At 59.6% G+C, this 21,911-nt stretch carries 16 protein-coding genes; 4 read left to right on the top strand and 12 right to left on the bottom strand.

The window, feature by feature from the left end; genetic code table 11:
• Positions 1 to 97 precede the first annotated feature (97 nt).
• Positions 98 to 331 carry a hypothetical protein gene (locus tag AC0ZT5_RS15490; RefSeq protein WP_143748849.1) on the top strand — a complete coding sequence of 78 codons (234 nt, stop codon included), beginning with the start codon at positions 98 to 100 and terminating at the stop codon, positions 329 to 331.
• Between the two features lie 166 nt (positions 332 to 497).
• On the opposite strand, the gene AC0ZT5_RS15485 is transcribed toward AC0ZT5_RS15490, so the two are convergent.
• The 7 genes from AC0ZT5_RS15485 to AC0ZT5_RS15455 form a co-directional block, all read right to left on the bottom strand.
• Positions 498 to 1,280, bottom strand: coding sequence for a sensor histidine kinase (locus AC0ZT5_RS15485; RefSeq protein WP_488497138.1), 783 nt, complete (start codon positions 1,278 to 1,280; stop codon positions 498 to 500).
• A 382-nt stretch (positions 1,281 to 1,662) separates the two neighbouring features.
• The gene (locus AC0ZT5_RS15480; RefSeq protein WP_488497137.1) at positions 1,663 to 4,560 is read right to left on the bottom strand and encodes an ATP-binding protein; all 2,898 of its coding nucleotides are present in this window, start codon (positions 4,558 to 4,560) and stop codon (positions 1,663 to 1,665) included.
• A 195-nt stretch (positions 4,561 to 4,755) separates the two neighbouring features.
• The gene (locus tag AC0ZT5_RS15475) at positions 4,756 to 5,109 is read right to left on the bottom strand and encodes a serine hydrolase (RefSeq protein ID WP_488497136.1); all 354 of its coding nucleotides are present in this window, start codon (positions 5,107 to 5,109) and stop codon (positions 4,756 to 4,758) included.
• A gap of 152 nt (positions 5,110 to 5,261) precedes the next feature.
• On the bottom strand, positions 5,262 to 6,014 hold the full coding sequence (locus AC0ZT5_RS15470) for a response regulator transcription factor (protein ID WP_488497135.1): 753 nt from the start codon (positions 6,012 to 6,014) through the stop codon (positions 5,262 to 5,264).
• Positions 6,015 to 6,016: 2 nt separating this feature from the next.
• Positions 6,017 to 6,406, bottom strand: coding sequence for a response regulator (locus tag AC0ZT5_RS15465; protein WP_477285334.1), 390 nt, complete (start codon positions 6,404 to 6,406; stop codon positions 6,017 to 6,019).
• Complete coding sequence (locus tag AC0ZT5_RS15460; RefSeq protein ID WP_488497134.1) at positions 6,403 to 7,050, bottom strand: response regulator transcription factor; 648 nt, start codon at positions 7,048 to 7,050, stop codon at positions 6,403 to 6,405. Before AC0ZT5_RS15460 ends, AC0ZT5_RS15465 begins: the two co-directional genes overlap by 4 nt.
• Complete coding sequence (locus AC0ZT5_RS15455) at positions 7,047 to 9,113, bottom strand: PAS domain-containing protein (protein ID WP_488497133.1); 2,067 nt, start codon at positions 9,111 to 9,113, stop codon at positions 7,047 to 7,049. Before AC0ZT5_RS15455 ends, AC0ZT5_RS15460 begins: the two co-directional genes overlap by 4 nt.
• A 466-nt stretch (positions 9,114 to 9,579) precedes the next feature.
• On the opposite strand from AC0ZT5_RS15455, the gene AC0ZT5_RS15450 reads away from it, so the two are divergent.
• The gene (locus tag AC0ZT5_RS15450; RefSeq protein ID WP_488497132.1) at positions 9,580 to 9,873 is read left to right on the top strand and encodes a hypothetical protein; all 294 of its coding nucleotides are present in this window, start codon (positions 9,580 to 9,582) and stop codon (positions 9,871 to 9,873) included.
• Positions 9,874 to 10,138: 265 nt separating this feature from the next.
• Positions 10,139 to 11,665: a DegQ family serine endoprotease gene (locus AC0ZT5_RS15445; protein WP_488497131.1), complete on the top strand. Its 1,527-nt coding sequence runs from the start codon at positions 10,139 to 10,141 to the stop codon at positions 11,663 to 11,665.
• 294 nt (positions 11,666 to 11,959) lie between these two features.
• On the opposite strand, the gene AC0ZT5_RS15440 is transcribed toward AC0ZT5_RS15445, so the two are convergent.
• The 5 genes from AC0ZT5_RS15440 to AC0ZT5_RS15420 all read right to left on the bottom strand — a co-directional run bounded on the left by AC0ZT5_RS15440 (position 11,960) and on the right by AC0ZT5_RS15420 (position 21,105).
• Positions 11,960 to 13,018, bottom strand: a complete 1,059-nt coding sequence (locus tag AC0ZT5_RS15440) for a helix-turn-helix domain-containing protein (RefSeq protein WP_488497130.1) — start codon at positions 13,016 to 13,018, stop codon at positions 11,960 to 11,962.
• A gap of 1,373 nt (positions 13,019 to 14,391) precedes the next feature.
• On the bottom strand, positions 14,392 to 15,297 hold the full coding sequence (locus tag AC0ZT5_RS15435; RefSeq protein WP_488497129.1) for a hypothetical protein: 906 nt from the start codon (positions 15,295 to 15,297) through the stop codon (positions 14,392 to 14,394).
• Positions 15,290 to 15,976 carry a hypothetical protein gene (locus AC0ZT5_RS15430; protein WP_488497128.1) on the bottom strand — a complete coding sequence of 229 codons (687 nt, stop codon included), beginning with the start codon at positions 15,974 to 15,976 and terminating at the stop codon, positions 15,290 to 15,292. The genes AC0ZT5_RS15435 and AC0ZT5_RS15430 overlap by 8 nt, the downstream gene beginning before the upstream one ends.
• A gap of 816 nt (positions 15,977 to 16,792) precedes the next feature.
• On the bottom strand, positions 16,793 to 19,933 hold the full coding sequence (locus AC0ZT5_RS15425; protein ID WP_488497127.1) for an efflux RND transporter permease subunit: 3,141 nt from the start codon (positions 19,931 to 19,933) through the stop codon (positions 16,793 to 16,795).
• Positions 19,930 to 21,105, bottom strand: a complete 1,176-nt coding sequence (locus AC0ZT5_RS15420; protein ID WP_488497126.1) for an efflux RND transporter periplasmic adaptor subunit — start codon at positions 21,103 to 21,105, stop codon at positions 19,930 to 19,932. Before AC0ZT5_RS15420 ends, AC0ZT5_RS15425 begins: the two co-directional genes overlap by 4 nt.
• Positions 21,106 to 21,179: 74 nt before the next feature.
• Between AC0ZT5_RS15420 and AC0ZT5_RS15415 the strand changes: the two genes are divergently transcribed.
• The gene (locus AC0ZT5_RS15415; protein WP_488497125.1) at positions 21,180 to 21,758 is read left to right on the top strand and encodes a hypothetical protein; all 579 of its coding nucleotides are present in this window, start codon (positions 21,180 to 21,182) and stop codon (positions 21,756 to 21,758) included.
• Positions 21,759 to 21,911 lie beyond the last annotated feature (153 nt).

Below are 21,911 nucleotides of genomic sequence, written 5' to 3'. Positions count from 1 at the left end.
GAGATCAACTTCGCAACCCGAAAGTTCCCGAGTGCCTGCGGCTCGGAATGCGCGGTGAACAAATAGCCGCCATCCTCATCGAAAAGGATATCTAATCATGCGTTCTATCCCTCTGAAGGCGGTGCTTGCCGCGATGATCGTCACCGTTCCGCTCACCGGGGCCTTTGCCGCCTCGTCGCACGGGGGAGACCGCGATAGCGGTCGCGACCGTGGCGATCACAGCAGCAATTACAGCGACTTCTCCCAGAATGGGTGGTTTGACGGCATCCATTCGTTCAAGGCCCATCCGGCTGCAGGCAAGGACTTCCTCCAGCAGCTCAAGGGTGAATGAGAGGTTCCACCGTCTCGCCGCAGCCCCGCCGTCACTCAGGAGCGGCGGGGGTCTGCGGTGTGAAGCCTTATGGACATGTCACAGGCGCGCCGCCTGTCGATCAAGGCAGGCCATATTGCTCAAGGCAGGCATGTTTTCCGACTTCCCACGCCGCCGAACGCGATCATCAAAATGGAGCGCCGCGAAAAAGCCCTTCGACCTGGCGGTTCGTTCGCATCGTCCGCCGGCATCGACTCGATCCGACCGAGTTCGGCTCAACTCTCTTTGGGATGACGAATTGGAAAATGCTGCCATGCGGAACATCGGGTGTGGCCCAGAGCCGACCGCCGTGGGCTGCGACGATAGAGCGGCATATCCACAGCCCCAATCCCATGCCCTCGCGCTTGGTCGTAAACAGGGGATCGAAGATGCGATCGATAAGTGCCGGATCGAGCCCTGTGCCCGAGTCCCCGACTGCAACCAGCACATCGCCATTCTTGTCGAGTTGGGTGATGATGCGCAGCTTTCGTTGCCGGTCCTGCACCATGCTCATCGCCTCGATGCCGTTCGCGACGAGGTTGGCGACGACCCGCTCCAGTTGACAGCGATCGCCCCTGATCGGCTCCAGGTTCTCAGCGAGTTCCACCTCGACCGTGATGCGATGATGGCGCAGATCGAGGCTCACGAGATTGAGGAGACCTCTGATCAAGTCGTTGATGTCGAGGTTGTTCGGTACGGGCGGGGATTTTCGAGCAAGATCCCGAACGCCTCTGACGACATCGGCGGCGCGAAGGCTGTTGCCGATAATCCGTTCAATGGCCCGTTTCACCTCATCGAGATTCGCCGGGTCTCTCGTCAACCACCGCAAGGCGGTTTCCGCGTTTGTCAGTATTGCCGTAAGTGGCTGATTCACTTCATGCGCAATGCACACCGCGCGCTCGCCTATCGTTGTCGATTGGGTGCTAAACATAAGCTGCGGACTCCTGCGCCAAGAGGGTTCGATTTGGTCGTGGGCGGTACCTAGGGCTGCGGGCGATCGATCCGCCTGATTTTGCAAACGCGCGCGCCAAGACTATTCCGCTGCCAGGGAGGAAATGTTCCGGAGCGTTCGGTGCGATGAAGCCACGCGAATGTCCCAATTCTGACTCCCTCCAGCGTGCCGATTGCCTGGTACTCCATGGAACTATCCGCTCTATGAGCTGTGAGGCGAGTTCAGCGTTGCAAATAGCTGTAAATATTCGCGCCCAAGACAGGCTGTGGATAGGCACATGCGTGGGGCATCGCTCCAGGCGCCTGGCGCGAGCACGAAAGAGCCACGGGGTTGAAGGCGGACCGCGACTGGTTTGCAGAACTCAGTTGGTCGAGCTCAGTTCGTCGAGAAGTCGGCGCGCGGCAACCAGATCTTGGGTTCCAAATCCCTCTTTGAACCGTTGGTAGATGTGGTCGAGCATGGAGCGGGCGTCCCCGCTCCGGCCGCGTTCCCGCCACACGCGGGCCAGAGGAATTGCAGCTCTCAACTCCCAGCCCAGGGCGGATTGCTTGCGGGCACGATCGATCGAGCGGAGCAGCGAACCCTCTGCTGCTGGAAGGTCCGGTCTCGGCCGCGCCAGCAGGATTTCGCCTCGGGCTCGCAGCAGGTCGGGCAACCACAGTATCTCGCCGACTTGCTCCGCATGCGCCACAGCCTCGTCTATGGTGGCCAGCGCTTCCTCCGGCCGACCGGAAAGGGCCAGGCCCTCGGCCAAGGCACGCGATGCCGGCAACGTCACGATGCGGTACCGATTGGCATCCATCGCTTTCAGTCCTGCCCGCAAGATTTCGACGCCCGATGCCGCATCGCCGCGCGCGACCATGAATTCACCTTTCAGCGCTAGGCCAACGGCGTGATAGGGGGCAAGGGAGTATTTGATGGCCTGCTCGATTACGATTTCGGTATGCTCTTCCGCTGCTTTAAGATCGCCACTCCAGTGGAGAACAGGGATGAGATAGATGAGAGCAATGCAAGATGAGACCGGGTGATCGTAGCCTTGCGCAGTCTTGATTCCCTGACGTGCAATTTTGCAACCCTGATCCGCGAAGCCGCACAGCCACAAAGACCTGGCGAGCGTTGCGAGCCCTGATGCACGGTGGTCGTGGCCAAAGAAGCTCACCCTCCCCAGCTTGAAATCTGACGCAAGCCTCATGCCTTGTTTGCAGTGACGCAGCGCAGCCGCCTGATTGCCGGTCAGATGATACGATCCACCCAAGATCCATTCGGTCATTGCGTTTTCGGTCGGGCCGCCGCTCGCCTTGGCAACGGTGTCGCTTCGTTTGGCCGCCGCCAACGCGCCGCTGAAGTCGCCCTGGCGCGTGAGAAAAATGTAGAGTCCAGAAAGCAACTGGAGTTGACGTCCTCCATCCCGCAAAGTCTCGGAGAGGTCCAGGCCGCGCTCGATGCCGGCCCTGACTTCCAAGCTGTTGCCGCGGGCGTACATGGCTGACATCGCCAGAGCTCCCTGGAGCTCCAGTTCCAGTTGCATCCCGTGATCCGTCTCGTGCAGCGAGCCCAGTGCTCGCCGGCACCATTGTTGACACTCATCCAACAGTGAAAGCCCCAGGAATAACGCAGCCCCATGCGCAGCCAGCTTAATGGCGATGGAACGGTCGCCCGAGCTTGAAAAACTCCACGCGAGCGCTTTGCGGACGTTGCCGATGTGCGGAGCGTAGGCGGCTACGTTGTGGGCATCAAAAGCCGACCCTTTGGCCAAGCCTTGCTCCAGCAAGTCGACGAAGTAGCAAGAGTGACGTCTTTCGGCCGCGTCCGCCTCCCCGCCTTCCGCGAGCTTGGCCGCGGCATAGGCGCGTGTTGTGTCCAGGAGCCTGTAGTAAGCAGGCCCGCTTGTCGACAATACCCCAATGAGAGACTTGTCGATCAGGCTGGCGATCGTGTTGGTGACCATTTGCGTCTCGCCATCGTCCCCGGCGACTGCATGGGCCGCCGCCAGCGTGAATTGGCCAACGAATACGGACAGCCTGCAGAGGGTTCTCTGCTCATCCGCTGACAGGAGCCTGAAGCTCCAGTCGAGCATGGCCTGCAGCGTCTGATGCCGGGGCGACGCGCATCGCCGGCCCTGCAGGAACAGCCCGGCGCCGCTGTCCAGGAGATCGGCGGTTCCTTGAATACCGTTGGTGCCCACACGACTGGCAACCAGCTCGATCGCCAGAGCAATTCCATCAAGCCGGCGGCAGATATTCGCAACGATTGGAGCTTCCGTGTCGCTGAGCTCGGCACGGTGCCCGCTCGATCCCGCCCGCTCCATGAAAAGCTGCACGGCGGGCGAAGCCAGCGCCTGAACGGCAGATGGCGTGTCGTTAGGCGGACTGTCGAGAGGCATCAGCAAATACACATACTCGCCCTCAACGCGCAACGACTCGCGACTGGTCGTCAACAAGTGCAGCGACGGCGCTGCGCGAAAGAGGCGTTCGCACAGCGGCGCAGCCGTCTCGATCACATGTTCGCAATTGTCAAGAACGACCAAGGTCCGCTTATCGGCCAGGAAGGCGCTTATGTACGGCTCGGGGTCGGGCTCCTGGACAAAGCAGCCGAGTGCCGATGCGACGGCAGCGGGAACGTCTGCTGGAGCGGTGAGCGAACCGAGATCAACGAAGCAAACCGCATCGTCGCCTAATTCCCGACGCAGCGCGTGGCCGACCGCGACGGCGACGGTCGTCTTTCCTATTCCGCCTGGCCCGACCACACTGACGAAGCGTCGCGACAACAGCAGCGACGACAGGGTGGCGACGGTCTCGTCCCGTCCGACCAGCAGTTGCAAGGGCGCCGGGAGACTTGGGGGCAGCACGGGACCGTCAGGAGCGACAATCAGGTCGGTGCCGTCCGCGTTTGAGCGCCGAACCGGTGCAACGAAAGTGTAGCCCCGGCCAGGAACATTGACGATGTATCGACACCCGTCTTTGCCGTCTCTCAGCACTCTGCGAATGGCGGCGATGTGCACACGAAGATTGGCTTCCTCTACGAAGACGCCCGGCCAAACGAGATCGATCAGTTCTCGCCCGCTCACGATCTCACCCGCTCGGCCGGTCAACGCAATCAGAACGTCGAGCGCGCGGCCGCCGATGGCGACCGGTGTGCCATCCTTGACCAGCAATCGCTCAGTCCCGATCAAGCGGTAGGAGCCGAAAGACAGGATTTCTCCGATCCCTAATTCACCGTCACTTGCCGTGACAGTCGTCCTGGCCGCTGCCGGCCTCATGCTCGAAGATCCGGGCGATCTTCTTTGCATCTTTTTGCGACCTTTAACTCGTCGGGACCGGCGCTCCGGGATCATATTGGGCCGTGTCCGAAAGACGTGGCGAACCGGAGGCGCCAGCGCATCTTGGTGCCGTGCTCTGCGCGAAGCGAAGAAACCGCAATTCTCTTGGCGGCATCATGTGCAATGTCATTGTGCCTAGTTCCTTGTTGTTGGACTCCATTCGAGGCTGAAAGGCGCGGTCGGCGGCAAGGGATTTTGCTCAGGCACGTCTGCATTGGACCGATCGTGTCGCTGGCAGGTCGGCTTTCTGACGATGTCTTCGGCGGGAGTACCGGCATCGAGCTTGCCGCGATCGACAAGGGTCATGGCAGCGGTCGCGAAAATCGATGCCGATATCGAGAAAATACGGAAAAGCGCGTCCTCCGCGGCCCTGCCCACCGGAGACGCTTCACTGGCTGAGCCGGAGCAGCGAACGCCGTTTCGGCCGACAACGAAGGGCAAATCTCCTTCGGCCACGCTCCAGTCGAGAATGTTCTGCAACATCGACATCGATGATACCGCTCCCAGACCCCCCTCTATTGCGATCGGGCAGAATGTCTTTCTGCGCGCTGCCGCGGAGAGAAGCGCAAGGATAAAGGAAGCGTATCCGAGCCTCCATTCTGGCTTGGTACAGTTTCGTATTCGTTCGGCGCGTTGGACCACTACTTAGGTCTATCCAAAATAGCCCTGAGGCTAGTTGTGGGAGCAGGTGCCGAGCGCAGCAACTCGGCCATCCTGACCAAATCGGCCAGGGATTGCGCGCCCATCCTTCTCATGACTTGAGCACGATAAATCTTAACCGTAGATTCTACCACGCCAATCCTTCCGGCAACCTGCTTGTTCATCAATCCTGCCGTCACCAGATCCATCACCTCGCGTTCACGCTCGCTCAGCGTCTGAAATCGGGTGAACGTCTCGATCGCCCGCCGATTGCTATCGAGGCGCATGCCGTCCAGCTCGATGGCCCTTGTGACGGCATCCAGCATTTCCTGTTCGCGAAACGGCTTCGTCAGAAAGTCGACTGCACCAGCCTTCATGGCTCTCACCGCCATCGGAACGTCGGCGTGGCCGGTCATGAATATGATTGGAATACGGACGCCGGCTGCGACAAGGCGAGCCTGAAAGTCGAGACCGCTGATGCCAGGCATACGAATGTCCAGCACGAAGCAGCTCGCAAGATCGGGCAATTCCATGTTCAACAGCTCGGTCGGGGACGAGAAGGCCTGGCTCTGCAAACCGACGGATTCCAACAAATCGACCAGCCCTTCGCGCATCGCAACATCGTCTTCAACGATGAAGACGAATGCATTTTGGGTAGTCCCAGCATAGATGGGGGCAGCCACCGGACGGGCGTATGACTGCGTCGGCTGCAGCAGCTGGCGTTCATAATCTCTGGTCATCAGATCACTTGTCATCATTACTCCCCTTGCGATGAGGCCAAAACGGCCAGGGCGACCGCCGCAAGCAATGCTGAAGCATCGAAGGGCTTTCGAAAGAACCCATGATGACTTTCAGCAGCCGCGCGCCTTTGGTCTGCGGCTTCATGGCGCGCCGTTATGAAAATGACGGGCAAGTCGGGGCGCACAATTCGCGCACGCCGGCGAAGCTCGAAGCCGTCGACAACTGGCATGCCGATATCGGCAATCAGGCAATCTATCTTACGCAACTCGTCGCGTTCGAGGAAAGACTGAGGGGATGAGAACAGACGCACCGAGTGCCCCGCCGACTCCAGGAGATCCTCGATCGACTCGAGGACCCGAACGTCGTCATCGACAACCGCGATCGTTGATTTCCGTACAGTTTTCATTTCGAAGATGTTCCTGCGCGCCGAGAATGAGTTACTGGTACTTGCAGCCTTTGGGCGATCCTCACGAGATCGGCCAGCGATGCTGCCTGCATCTTGTGCATGATCTTGCCGCGGTGGATTTGCAGCGTCACCTCACTGATCCCAAGTTCGGCAGCCGCCTGCTTGTTGAGCAGACCGCTGACGACCAGCGGCAGAACCTGGCGTTCGCGAGAGGTCAAGGAGGAAAGGCGGCGCTGTAGCGCCACAAGCTCGGCCCGCTCCAGGCGGACGCCGCAATCCCGATCGATCGCCCTGTGGATGGACTTCATCAACTCGGTTTCGCTGAACGGTTTGGTGAGGAAGTCCACGGCGCCGCGCTGGATGGCGCGTACAGAAGATGGAATGTCGCCGTGTCCGGTGATGAAGACGATTGGCGGATGTTGCTCGTGGCCGGTCTGTTTCTGGAATTCCAGCCCGTTGATGTCCGGTAGTTCGACATCGAGGATCAGACAACCGGGCAGGTCCGGCCGGGGAAAAGCTAGATATTCGGCAATCGAGTTGAAGGCAACAGAAGCCAGGCCTCTTGCCGCCAGAAGGTCGCACAGCGCGGCGCATATGCGCTTATCGTCATCAACGATGAAAATGATACAGTCGTCCTGGGTCATGCCGGATCGCCCGATTGGATCGGCAGCGTAAACGAGAACACCGTTCCCCTTGGCTCGATGCTCTCTGCCCAAAGCCGGCCGTCGTGTGATTCCAGTATCGAGCGACAGATTGCCAGGCCCATGCCCATCCCCTCCGCCTTCGTGGTGAAGAACGGTTCGAAAATTCGTTCTGGTTCGGCAATTCCGTCGCCGTTGTCGCGGACGTCGACCAGGATCTCGTTCTCCCCATAGCGACGTGATCCAAACTTCAGTGATTTCGACACGTCGATTGTCGACTTCATTGCGTCGATCCCGTTGCGGACCAGATTGACCAGCACCTGCTGCATCTGCACGCGGTCGGCGAGCACCAGCGGCAGCGCCGGATCGAGATCCGTCCCAACGAAGATGTCCTGCGAGACTATTTCGTCGAACAAAAGCTGACGCACCTCGCCGATCACCTCGTTGAGATCGATTGAAGTTCTGGACGAGGCGGTCTGTGTGAAGAGTGCTCGTATTCGGCTGACGACCTCGGCGGCGGCCATGGAATCGCGAACGATTCGCTCCGCGGTAATGCGTGCCCGCTGCAGGTTTGGAGGATCCGCCGACAGCCAGCGTTGGCAGGCATGACTGTCGGTGATGACAGCCGCCAAGGGCTGATTGACCTCATGCGCGATCGAGGCCGACAGCTCGGCGAGGCTCGCAAGCTGCGAAGCGCGCGAAAGCTTGTCCTGGGTCGCACGAACGGCGTCATGTGCTCTCATCTCGTCATCGATGTCTATGATGACGCCGTACCATTTCACGATGCGGCCATCGTCGTCCCGAAGTGGCAGGGCGCGATTGTCAACCCAGCGATAGACGCCGTCGCCCCGGCGGTTGCGGTACCGCATGGCGAAAGGCTCCCCGGTCTTCAATGAGTGCATCAGGTTCCTCTTCACAGCCTCCAAGTCATCGGGATGCATAAGGCGTCCAAGTGCCCCGTCCAGCTTGGAACCCTCCTTGGGCTGACTGGGGTCGATCTTGCGGCCGTAGTAGGTTTCCAATTGCTTGTTGATGTAGGCTGGTTCGCCCTCGGGAGTGACGGACCAGACGAGTGTCGGTATGGTGTCGATAAGTTGCTGGAGTTCATACTGTCTGGCTCGCAATGCCTCCTCGGTCCGCTTGCGATCGTCGATGTCGGTGTTGCTCCCGAACCACTGGACCACAGTGCCGGAGGCATCGCGCACTGGCTCGCCTTGGAAAAGGAACCAGCGGTACTGGCCATCGAAGCGGCGTAGCCGGGCCTCGATCTCGCCCGCCGCACCAGCTGCCAGGAGAGATCGCCAGTATTCGACAAGCCGGTCTCGATCGTCCGAATGTATGGCGGCAGTCCAACCCCAGCCGGCTGCCTGCTCCTGAGACAGCGCCGTGTATTCGTGCCATCTCCGGCTCAGGAATTCGGTGGAACCGTCTGGGCGGGCGGACCAGACCAGTGTCGGAAGAGCGTCGATGAGCCGCTGGAGCTGGAACTCTCTGGCCTCCAAAGCCTGTTCCACTTTCTTCAAGTCATCGATATCGAGCAGGACACCATACCACCCGATGAACTTGCCGTTCCGATCGTGCCTGGGGCGAGCCGCGACACGGAACCAGCGGTAAGTCCCATCGTGGCGACGAAGCCGGCATGCGCCATGGAATTCCTGGCCATTCTCCACGCATTGCGACATGAGGCCTGCAGTTCGGTCGAAGTCCTCCGGATGAATAACCTGCCGGCAAGGGAGATTGCTGGTGTCGACGGTGCCGAGATAGGCCCGAAGGCTCGTGCTCACCTCGGTTAACCGGCCTTCCGTGTCGACGATCCATGCCGGTCCGGGAATGCTCTCCAAGAACTCATGCGCGTCATACCCAGTGCGATCCAACGCACCCTGCCCTTGCGGCCCTTGAATGAGAAAGCCGGTCAAGATCGCAGTTGCGGCGAGGAGGGTCAAACTCACGTAAATATTGGGTCCGGCCGTCTCAGCCAATTCGCTGGACAGCCAGAATACCGACAAGCCGGCGCCGGAAATGGCTATTGTCGAGCCATACTTCCGCAGCGGCGGCTTTGCTTTCATTTTTGGACACCTCCGGAGGCGGCTACTGCTGCCGCGTAAATCGGCATCAGGACCTCGCCCTGCCAGAAGACGACGCGATCGGTCCCCCGAGATATCGGACTTCTACCACACTATATCAGAACAGAATGCCGCCCGGGCATAATGGAAAGATGTGATAGACGGCCGGTCGCCCGCCGCTGCCGTAACACGGCAAACTGGGCGGGCAGCACCAGCGAGCCCAGGGGTGATAACCGCAAGGAAGGGCCAGCCGCCGCAAAGCAGACAAAGCCGTCCACAAACCAGCGGGTATGCTGGCCGTCGAACGCGATGGAAGGCGGCCCAAGAATGGCACGTAGATGAATGTCGGGCTGGCGGCGACCTGTCGGAGTCGGTCACGATGTGAACGTCTACGACTGACGTCTTCCAAGATCGAAGCCACCAATTCTGCGGTAGCGGTTGCCGGCGGAATACGAAGAGGAGACTACAAATGGGCAGCAATCGAGCCCTGGTGCAGATTTCATCCATTGGCGCCAGCGTTTTCTTGTCGATCTGTCTCGCCGGCACAGCCACCGCTGCAGCCAAAGACCAGGACACCGTGGCAAGCGTGGTTGCCGACCAGGTGCGAAGCCAAGGCTTCCCTTGCAGAAATCCAAGTTCTGCCAAGCGCATTGCGGCCGAGTCCGTACCAAATCAAACCGCCTACCTGCTCCGATGCGAAGGGACAAGCTACCGGGTGCTCTTGATTCCAGACCAGGCAGCTGAAGTGGCCAGAGTTGACTGAAGCCTTATGCGCGCCTCCCGCAAGGAGACATGTCGACAATCGACGTGGTCGATCTCGAAAGACACTGCGTCGCACCGCTAGTAGCCCTCGCATGCTTGCCAACAAAAGCACAAACCGGAAGCAACCAGTACCAGCCTAGTAAATCGGCTTGATCGGAAGCTAATCAGCGAGGCTAGCGCATCCGATCGGCCGTACGCCGGATAGACGGTTCCGCACGAGGAACACGCCACGGCGCCAGGACCAAAGCCTCGCACGGGTCGCGACCATGTCAACTTTCAACATCCTCCGCAGGCACCGCGCCGTGCTGCTTTTCTCCGCCGTCCTCGCAGCGCCGCTCGTCGCTGGGGTTGCTCTGAACGCGAGCTTGGCCGATACGAAAATGGACTCCTCCCCGGAGGCCTCCGGCAATCGCGCTCCGGCCACCTCCTATGCTCCGATCGTTGCGGGCGACAAACCGGCAGTGGTGACGATCACGTCGATCATGAAAACTTCATCGGCGCCCGATGGCCAAACCCAGCCCTCGGACAGCGGTCTGTCGTCCGATGAACGGCTGCCTCGATTCTTCAGCAATCGGGGGATTCCGGCGCCCAAGGCACCACCGCAGGGAGCGACGCAACTGGCAGAGGCCCTCGGCTCCGGCTTCATCATCAGTTCAGACGGCACCATCGTCACCAACAACCATGTCATCGACGGAGCTTCGGATATCATGGTGACACTTGACGATGGAACCGAGCTGCCGGCAACCCTTGTCGGCCGCGACGCAAAATCAGACCTTGCGGTCCTGAAAATAAGGGCTGGGAAGCCTCTTCCCACTGTTGCCTGGGGCGATTCCGACAGACTTAGGGCAGGCGACCCCATTCTGGCGATTGGCAATCCGTTCGGCATCGGAACGACAGTCACTGCGGGAATCGTTTCCGCCCGCGGGCGCGACCTAAACAGTGGTCCCTACGACGATTTCCTTCAGATCGACGCGCCGATCAACCACGGCAATTCGGGTGGACCTCTTGTCGACACCAACGGCACTGTCGTCGGTATCAACACCGCGATCTACTCGCCCAATGGCGGCAGCGTCGGCGTCGGATTTGCGATCCCTTCCAATGAGGCCGAAAAGATCGTCGCCAAGCTGGTGAAGAACGGTTCGATCGAACATGGGCTGCTCGGCATCGAGATGCAGCCGGTTACAACGGACCTCGCCAACGCCCTCGGCCTGCCGACGCCTGAAGGTGCTTTGGTCGCTGATGTCGGCGACGGATCGCCCGCCGCTCATGCCGGCATCGAGACCGGCGACGTCATCACCGGATTTGCCGGTCAAACCATCAACGAGCCCAAGACCCTGTCTCGAGCCGTGGCGGATCTCCTGCCGGGAAAAAGGGAGGTACTGTCCGTTTGGCGCAATGGGAAGACAGTTGCGTTGTCGGTGGTCATCGGCGGCAATGACGCCAGCGTCAAACCGGTGGCCGCAATCAATTCTTCGCAGCCGCTGCATTCCAGTTTTCCAACACTTGGTCTGGCGCTTGGTGACCTCGATCGAACCGTTCGCCAGGCCTTGAATGTGCCTTCACACGTTTATGGTGCCGTGGTCGAGGGTGTCGATCCGGACCAGCCGGCAGCCACCTCCGGCATCGAATTGGGCGACATCATCATCTCGGTCAATGGCGTGCCGGTGAAGACGGCGAAGGACACCAGCCAAGCCATTAGTGTCGCAGCAAAATCCAGCAAGAAGTCGGCGCTGCTGCTGGTCAAGCGCGGCGACCAGCAGACGTTCATCGCTGTGCCATGCGGCAATGGTTGAAATGTGCGGATGCCAAAACCGCCGGAATGGTACGTCATATTGACGCGAAACGATTTCAGGACGAAATGCGGTCACCAAGTTGCCCCCTCGGCGAGAGCGATCAAGCGGAAGTGGCGGATCGGGCGGAGAAAACTCGCCCGTCAATTGCGCCAGAACCCAGATCTCCGATCAAGGCCGGGGAAGGTGAGAGCCAGAACGAAGTCTCGATCGAAGAGCGCCGACTTCAGGGGCGAATTTCAAGGACTGCGCAATTCCCAGCCAGGCCGGGTCCCACCCAGCCGGGCCGTCCAGGGCCTATCCGAGGCTCCGCTGGTAAGCACTCGGGGTCAGGCCAGTCGCCTTGCGAAAAGCGGCCGTGAATGAGCTGGTTTCGCTGTATCCGACAGTCAATCCGATGTCCGTCACCGAATGAGCCCGCGTCGCAAGGAGACCCTTGGCATGCTCGATTCGACGGTTGATATGATACCGATGCGGAGGCATCCCAAAAGAAAGCTTGAAGGCGCGGCAAAAATAACATGGGCTCAACCGAGAAAGCTCGGCGAGAGTGGCGAGCGGTACCGGTTCGCCCAAATGCGCCTCGATATGGGCCTTTACTATCCGCTCCTGCCAAGCCGCAAGTCCGCCTCGAAGCTGAGGTTCGGCTCTCGGCGTCCTCTCGTGGAAACGGACCAACTCATGAGCCAGGACGATGCCCAGTGCTTCCAGGTAACGCCAATTCTCCAGGTTTGGACTTTCGAGCGACCTCATCAGTTTAAGGGCGGTGCCCAAAAGCGTTGCGTCCTCAAAGAAGAGCTTCGCAACGAACGTCACATCGGTCATGCCAGCGTTGAACGGAACTTGCAGCTTGGCAGGATCAAGATAGACAAACATGAGACGTGCAGCCGTCCGCGGTGCATGCCATTCGAGATATTCGCGACCGGCGGGCACCAAGGTAAGCCGGCGACCAAAATCCCGCAGTTTCGACCGTGGCAAACCTTCGACGAAGGTGTCACCGTCTCGGCGCGTGCCCTGCTCGTAGACCACCAGCAAGTGCATGGGCGCTCGAAACCGGAATTCGAATTTGTCATGACCGGCGGCTTGGACCACCTCGGCAACTATCCCATCTGAAATCACCGTGCGACTGCTCACCGCGTCGCCTGAAGATATCTCGACACGGCAATCGGCCCCATCGGCGCTCCGGCGCCCGAACTGCGCATGCGCCACGGAGTTGGTACGCTGTGCCTTTCCGCCGTTGAACGGAGCGCGCCAATCCGCCGACAAGAATGGGTCCGTTTGCTCCGGTCGCCTAGCATTGGCCGCGAAGGCAGCAATCGCGGGTAAATCGATGTCGCGGGAGGCAGGATTCATCAACATGGCTTGGCGCACATCCTTCGGGTTATCCCATCTGATGTCAGCGTAGAGCGCCGGTGATGATTTACTCCATTCTACATCCGTAGGTGGACTTAGAGTATTGGTCTGAACTGCTCATACTTTGGTTTGTGATTGGACGTCGCGATCGATTGTAATGGTGCATGTACCGAGCTGACCAATGGGCCGGTTCTTCAATTGCGGCCGATCCCAGGTGATTGGTCGATTTGGCGCGGCTGTGCGTCAGGTCTTGATGACCTTGAGCGGGGTCCCCTGCTTGGCCTGGGCTTTTTGACGTTCCGCGCGAAATCCGCAAGCTGGATGCAAAGCCGGCAAGAACGACGAAGCACCGGCAGCAATAACCACTAGCTTGTGGGTGGGCGTTGCGATCGGTGGTTTCGATCCGTTTTCGTCACCATCGTGGCAGCGCTCCAACTCGTGCCAGATTGGTTCTCCGGGCCCCTCCCACGCCCGCCGATCGATTGTGAAGGCGCTCCTCCCCCCGGGAGCGTTTCTCACCGCTCGAGTTATTGGGCCGATGACATGTCGTCATCGGCCCATTTTTCCCTCCTGCCTTCCGAGCAGGAACCGATTCACGGTCGATCGCCTGAGCGTTGCCGGCGTCGGGACCTTCGGCGATGCGACTTGCTTGCGGCGCGATGCATCGCGCGGTTTCGGAGACAAGATCCGACGTCGCAACTGGGGCTCGTCTGTCGCAGGTGGGCCCAACTCGAGTCGACGGGGCGGTCAAGTCAGCCTCAACCGCAATCACCGTGTCGTGAGAGGCGCAACACCTCTCATCAGAACCGGTTCATGCCTGAAAAAAGATCGGTCGGGGGATACTTGTCCCCGTCGTTGTCGAGCTGCGATGCCGGCTTCTTGGCCGATCTGGTTGTCGGTACTTCACCGTGCCTCGGCAACGAAGTGTGGTTGCTGTTCGTTTTTCGTTCGACACGATCGAACTTTGCCTGCATGCGTCCTGGAGGCGAAGCTGCGGCAGCGGCCCAAGCGGTTGGCAGAAGGACTGCCGCGATTGCAGCCCCTATTGAAAGAGAACCCATGCGATTCACCTGTTGTGTCGTTCTGTTGCACAGCGCGGCAAATTCCGAATTGGCGATAGAGATATCGCTATGCCCGCAATCCTTATATAGGTTTCGAAATACGTTCTGAACAACTATACAAAGCACATTAAGCATGGCTGCAATTGTTTATTTACTTAATCTTCAAGTATCATTCCACACATAAGAAATGATCTGGTGCATAGGGCCAGAAGTTTATTCCTGCCGCCAGCTTTCGCCGATTGGCCCGAGGTCCTCGCGTGGCGGCTACGTCCCTGGCCGCGGAGACCTGGACAGACTCATGCAAGGCGCGGCGCGCGATCAGTCGAAGATCGGCTTTCCGATTCCGTTCGAAAAAATGTTGCCGAGATAGAGGTGGAGCTGTGCACGCACGCCGATGTCGCGGCCCGAACTCGCATTGATCGGAACGATCGCCTCCACCCCGAGTTGGGCGTACTCGCCCACCCAGATAACGCCAGGATTGATCGTGCCCGTGGTCTGTCCAGCCGACGGCCCGTTCAGCGGCGTCTGCATTGCGAATTCCACCAGCGGCACAAAGCCCTCGGCGAAGCGATGAGCATTACCCTTGTCAGCGGAATGCGCATTGGTGAGCAGGCTGTATTCCAGGGCAAAGCCCCATTGCAAGGTGTCTGGGTTGTCGACCGCGGTGGCGCCGGTCAGGGTGGTGGATTCGGTCGGCAGCGCGACTCCTAGAGTCGCGGTGACATTGACCGGACGCAGCCACGCCAGCGAATCCGACAGATCGCCGAAGCCCTTGCCGACGTAAAGGGTCGGTGTCAGCGTCGAGAACGACTTGGCACCGATGTCGGACGATCCGGTGCCGCCCAGCGCCAGCGTACCGCCTGCCGAGAACACGAACTCATGCTCGGCATTGGAATAGACTTCATATTGGGTGCCGAGCACCCAATCGTCGAAGCCCGAGCGCGTGCCCCCCCGATCGACCATGCGGTAGTTTGCGGTGAACGACACGGACCAATCCGGGGTGATGAGCTTGCTGTAGGAGAAAGGAAAGTCGATCTCGCGCGAGCCGGTGTCGGGCAACTGCATCAATTGGGGAAAATTGACGAAGTCAGCCGGGGTGGGGACCACGGTCGCAAGCGTCGAGGGGAAGAAGCGATCCCCAACGTAGGACGCCGATGCTTCCGAACATGCAACGAGAGGCACTAGGAAGCTGGGCACCACAAGGTACCGCGCCCGATTAGCCATCCCACTCTCCTGCTTGACGCGCCCGACGCCGGTCGCATCGTCGACTATGGGCTTCGCTTGCATCCACTGGCTGTAGGAACTGGGGATGATCATCCCCTTGGCCCTTCACGCAAGGAACGATGCGCTTGGGGCGTGGATGAGACTGGGTCGGTTCAGTCTGGGCATCGTCTTTCTCCGCAAACCAAAGCAAGACGATCACCAGGTCTGAATAGATGGCGAAGAAAATCAAAAACGATCTGGCGACCACGTCCGCGGTTGAGCCCGCGAGCACGACGAAAAGGCAGAGCGGTCCCGTCATGGCGAGGAATTCGAACCAGTGCGTCTTACCGATACGGTCGCGCCACGACAACGCATCGATGATCGCCGAGTCGAGTGGGTCGATGCCGGCGGAGATCGCGGAGCCAGGCACCGAAGCATGCCGACGGCGGCCCAGAGGGAAGGAGCATCCGAGTTGGACAGTGCCCGTTGCTCTCGGCCTCCAGGCCGTCGCCTCGCGAGCTGCGGATCCGACTGGTCGAACTGCGATCGCCGTCCAGGGTGGCGTGAGATTCATGTGCAGCAGCGTCGTCGAGCCGCCAATGGCGATGCCCTGCTCCGTGAGGGCTGTTCCGGTCACCAGCAGCGCGCGCCCGCCGCCAGCGGCGGACTCGCAAGGCCGCATCGACTTCCTGGGTGCCATGCGTTCAAATCCTCGGTATCGAGCGCCGAATGTTGCGTCCAAGCAAAGAAATGTCTTTCGCAAACGCCACCCCAATTCGCGTTTCGCCCGTTGCGCCGATTGGCTTCTTCATTGGTTTCCAGGCGAAGCCGGAGACCAGCGTGCCAATTGCGGATCGCGCAGCGACCCCACTGTGTTCGTCGTTCTCGTCAAAAACGGTGTCCGTCGGACGCCTCCCAACAGACAATCCAAAGTAACTTCTTTGCCATTTGGGTTATGCAGCCATACCAATGGATTATTCATGCCAACGGCAAAATCTATGCATGCTTCCCCAACCGCGAAGGAGCAAAAGAATGAAATGTTTGAACTGCGTCGGCGCGGTGAAAATACCCCACCAGTACTACTTCTGCTCCCAGGAATGTTTCGGAGAGACAATCCGTAACACCAATTGGAGGATGTTGAGTAATGGCCTTCCGCCTACTGGTTTTCCTGCTGGTGGCCAGCCCCGCACTGGCCCAGGACCACACTTCCCACGTCCCCATTGGCCCTCCCGAGGGCAATTACGGCCAGGGGCACGAGAAGTGGCACAGCATCTACATGGGGATGCATAACACGCTGGGTGGCTCATGCTGCAACGGCGGCGACTGTCGGCCAACGGTCGCCAAGTTCGAAGGGGGAAAGTGGTGGGGCAAACTCAACGGAGTATGGACGCCGATCGAGCCGTCCAAAAGGGTGCCTGAACACCCCTACTCATGGAACGAAACGGCCCACATTTGCGCGGCTGGGAACAGCGTCTACTGCTTCATACCCCCTGACAACGGGACCTGAACCTCTCGCCTAGCCGGCTGGGTGCCTCGTTTCGGAGAAGAGTTCGCCCTGCTCGGGCTCCACAGGCGGTGTTTTTGCGCCTCGCAAGCCACCCAGGAATTTGCCGAGCCGCTCAAGATACAAGTAGACCACCGGTGTCGTGTAGAGCGTGAGAATCTGCGACAGCGCCAAGCCACCCACGATCGTGTAGCCGAGCGGCTGGCGGATTTCCGATCCGGCGCCGGTGCCCAGCATCATCGGCACGCCGCCTAGCATCGCCGCCATGGTGGTCATCAGGATCGGCCTGAAACGTATGGTGCAAGCGCGGTAGATTGCCTCCTGTGGACTGAGACCTTCGTTCCTCTCGACCTCGAGCGCAAAGTCGACAAGCATGATGCCGTTCTTCTTGACGATGCCAATCAGCAGGATAACGCCGATCATGGCGATGACGCTGAAATCCATATGGACCGCCATCAGCAAGAACAAGGCGCCGATAGCGGCTGAAGGCAGCGTCGATAGAATGGTGATCGGATGGATCAGGCTCTCATAGAGCACGCCAAGGATGATGTAGATCACCACCAGCGCCACTCCGATCAGGATTGGGGTGCCTGACAGCGCCGCCTGAAAGGCTTGCGCGTTGCCCTGGAGGCTGGTTGCAAGCGAAGCAGGCTTTCCGGCATCGCGTTCGAACTGCTGGATCGCGGCGACCGCATTTCCCAGCGCCGCCCCGGGTTTTAGATTGAAGGAGATCGTGACCGCCGGAAACATGCCTTGATGATTGATCACGATCGGCGCAGCCTTCGTCATGCTGGTTACCAGGGCGCTTAACGGCACCTGCTGCCCTGTCGAAGAATTCAGATAGATATCCTTGAGCGCCTCGGGACCGTACTGGAATTCCGGGCTGACCTCGAGAACCACGTGATACTGATTGAGCTGTGTGAACATTGTGGAGACGATGCGCTGGCCGAAAGCATCGTCGAGCGTGTTGTCGATCGTCGACGGGAGGATTCCGAAGCTCGACGCGACTTCGCGATTGACGGTCACATCGAGCAGTGGTCCTGCATTCTCCTGATCGGTGGCCACGTCAACGATTCCCGGCATGGCTCTAAGCTTATCGAGGAATATCGGGGCCCAATGGTTGAGCTCGTTGGAATCGGCATCGGTCAGAGTATATTGATACTGCGTCTTCGAAACCCGACCGCCGACAGTGATGTCCTGTGCCGCTTGCATGTAAAGCGCTATGCCTTGAATCTTGGCGAGTTGGGATGACAGCCGGCTGATCACCTGATCGGCGTTGACGTCACGTTGGTTGTTTGGCTTCAAGGCAATGTACATTGTCCCGCGATTGAGCGTGCTCCCGCCGGTTGCTCCTATCGAGGCTCCGACCGAAGCTACCGCCGGATCCTTCAGCACAATGTCGGTTACCGCCTGCTGACGCTCGGACATAGCCGGGAACGAAATATCCTGATCGGCCTCGGTGACGCCGATAATCAGGCCGGTGTCTTGTTGCGGGAAAAAGCCCTTCGGGATGATGAAGTAGAGATAGCCGGTGACAGCAATCGTTCCGAGCATGACGAGCAGCGTCACGAAAGTGTGCCGCAGGACGATCCTTAGGCCGCGTTCATACAATCCAAGCAGCGCGTCGAAGCCGCTTTCGCAAATGTTATAGAGCCGCCCGTGCCTGACGTCCGCCTCATTCTTGAGCAGACGCGCGCACATCATTGGCGTCAGCGTGAGCGAGACCACCAGCGACAGGATCAGTGAAACGCTCACCGTTACGGCGAATTCCTGGAAGAGTTCGCCGACATAGCCTCCCATTAGAAATAGTGGAATGAACACTGCGATGAGCGACAGCGTAATCGAAATGATGGTGAAGCCGATTTCGCTCGAGCCCTTCAGCGCAGCCTCCATCGGAGTGAGGCCATCTTCGATGTGACGGACGATGTTCTCGATCACGACGACTGCATCGTCGACGACAAAGCCGACCGCGATAGACAAGGCCATGAGCGACAGATTGTCGAGGCTGTAACCAAGCACATAGAGCACTGCAAAAGTACCGACGAGCGAGAGGGGCACGGTTATTGCGGGAATGACCGTTGCCCAGAAATTGCGCAGGAACAGGAATATCACCATCACCACCAGAGCGACGGTCAGCATCAACGTGAACCGCACGTCTGCGACCGAGGCACGGATGGTTTGTGTGCGGTCTGAAACGACCGATACCTTGATGCCGGGCGGGATCGACGCTTGCAGTTGGGGCAACAGAGCCTGAATGCGGCCAACCGTCTCGATCACATTGGCACCGGGCAGGCGCCGGATAGCCAGCAAGATGGCGGGCTTCTTGTCGAACCAGCCGGCGACAAAGTGGTTCTCCGGCCCGTCTATCGCGGTGCCGATGTCGCGGATGCGTACAGGGGAGCCATTGCGATAGGCGACGATAACATCATTGTAGGCGTCAGGTTTGAGCAGTTGGTCGTTTGTGTTGAGCGTGAAGGTTTGACGCGGGCTATTGAGCGTGCCCTTCGCAATATCAACATTGGCCTCGCCGAGCACGTTGCGAACATCTTCAAGGCCAATGCCGCGGGCCGCGGCCGCTTGCGGATTGACCTGAACACGGATCGCCGGCTTCTGCTGGCCGCCAATGCCTACAAGACCCACGCCGGAGATTTGCGAGATCTTCGGCAGCAGGATGTTTTCCGCATAGGCATCGACCGTCGTCAGTGGAAGGGTGTCGGATGTCAGCGCGAGCACCAGGATCGGAGTATCCGCCGGATTAACCTTACGGATGGTCGGCGGGTAGGGGATGCCCAGCGGCAGATCTGGGCTTGCGGCATTGATCGCCGACAGCACGTCAACCGCGGCGCTGTCGACGCTGCGGCTGAGGTCGAACTGAACGGTGAGCTGCGTGCTGCCAAGCGCGCTGGTCGAAGACAGCTGGGTCACGCCGGGGAGTTGGCTTATCTGTTGCTCAAGCGGGGTGGCTACCGACGACGCCATGGTTTCGGGATCGGCGCCGGGCAACTGCGCTGACACCTGGATCGTCGGAAAGTTGACGTTCGGCAAGGATGCGACCGGCAGAAGCTGGTAGGTAGCCAGCCCACACAGCAGCAGACCCACCATCAGCAGGCCTGTCGCGATCGGCCGGCGAATAAAAGGGGCCGAGACATTCACGGGATTGCCTGCTGCACGGCGCTTTGCAGGGCGGCTTCATCAGCGGCTTTGCCCCGCAGCACTTGAACGGGGGCGCCCTCCTCGAGCCTGTACTGCCCGTCGACCACGACCGTTTCGTTCGCCTCGAGACCCGAATCGATAAGAGCTTGTCCCTCGGTCAATTGGGCAACGGTGACAGGCCGTATCCGCGCGGTTCCATCAGGCGCGATCACGTAGACATAGGAGCCGTTTGGACCTTGCTGCACTGCCGACCCGGCTACCGTCAGCCCCCCAGTGCGGGTATCAAGAAGCAAACGTACATTCACGAGCGCACCCGGCCAGAGTTGGTTCCTGGCGTTAGGAAACGTGGCTCGGAGGCGGATCGTGCCCGTCGTCTGGACAATCTGGTTGTCGAGAAGCAAAAGTTTGCCTTCGTCGAGCTTGGTCTTGTCGTCCTGGCTGTACGCAAAGACCGTAAGCTGCTGCCCCTTGGCCATCTGCTTCTGGATTTGCGGGAGCGTGTCCTCGGGCAACGTAAAGATCAACGAGATCGGTTGGACCTGAGCTACGTCGACCAGACCAAAAGTATCGGTCGGGTGAATGATATTGCCTTCGTCGATCTGCCGGATACCCGTTACACCGTCGATCGGCGAGGTCAGACGGGTGTAGCTCAGATTGATCTGCTCGGCCTGTAGCAGAGCCTCGTCTGCCTTGATGGTCGCCTGGAGCTGGATCACTTGAGCCTTCTGCGTGGCTACCAGTTGGGACGTGGCAAAGCCCTTCGCCAGCAGTTGCGTGTAACGGTCCAGGTCTGCCTGCGCATTGACGAGCAGCGCCTGGTCGCGATCGCGAGTGGCGGTTATCTGATCGATTTGTGCCTGATAGGGATCTGGGTCGATCTGCGCCAGCAGATCGCCCTTTTTCACGGTCTGACCTTGCGTGAATGTGACCTTCGTAATCGGTCCCGAGATCAGGCTGTGCACTACCACGTTGTTGTAGGCGATTACCGTTCCTACACCGCGAAGGTAGATCGGCACATCGTGACTGGCTACCTTTCCGGCAATGACCGGAACCGCCGGGGCAGGACCGGAGGCCGCCGCAGGTTCGGAATGGTCGTAGACGTGTTTGGCTGCAAGCCCAACGCCGCCGATCATGATCAGCAGCGCAGCAACAATGAAGGGTCGCTTGCGCATCGAGGGCTCCTACGACAGACGGCTCTAAAGGGATCAGTCTTTTTCAGCAGCCGGATGTCGACGGCGTGAGGTTCATGCCCGTCAGCCCCGTGCTGCCGCAGGATGTGCCTGATACATTGATCGTAGGAATCGCTACCTGTGGACTTGTTACCGGATCGGCCAACGCGGGTGTTGGAATGCCAATCGGCGAACTCACTCCCAAATTGCTGAGCTCCGAAGACCCAAGCGGAATCCCAACTGCGGCTCCAAGACTCGTGGACGATGTCCCGGTGGTCATTGATGGTGTCGCTGTGGTGCCGAAAGACGACGTGCTCGACGCCGTCGAGTTGCAGGTGCCCGACGCCGTTGAAACCGTCGGGTTCACAAACGACGTCCCGCTCGTGGATGTGGTTGCGTTCATGCCTCCGCCGTCGAAAGTGGAAAGGGCGGAAGTGGCTGCGGCAACTTCGGAACTTGACGCCAAAACACTTGGCGCCAAGGCATTGGTACACCCGGAGTCGCTCACGGAACTATTCCCGATGCCCAGGGTGCTACCCGTCAAGCCACCCGGATCGAGTTCGACCGCGCCCAGGGGAATAGCAACCGGATTGAGGGGCGAACCTATTGCAGAAAGCGGCGATGTCATTCCTGTCGCGGGTATGGTGCTGATTTGAGCCAAGCTCGGCCCGCTGCACAAGAGAGCGACCGCAACGGTAATCAGCAAGATTGGCATCGCAACATCATTCTCATTTCGCATTGGAACTACCGTCGTTTCATGTGTCTAGGTAGGGGCAGAGAACATCGTACTAATCCCACCGCCCTGACTG

The sequence above is a fragment of the Mesorhizobium sp. CNPSo 4670 genome (assembly GCF_057784235.1).
The sequence above is the reverse complement of the archived record's forward strand: the minus strand, read 5'-3'. Positions and strand labels throughout refer to the sequence as shown.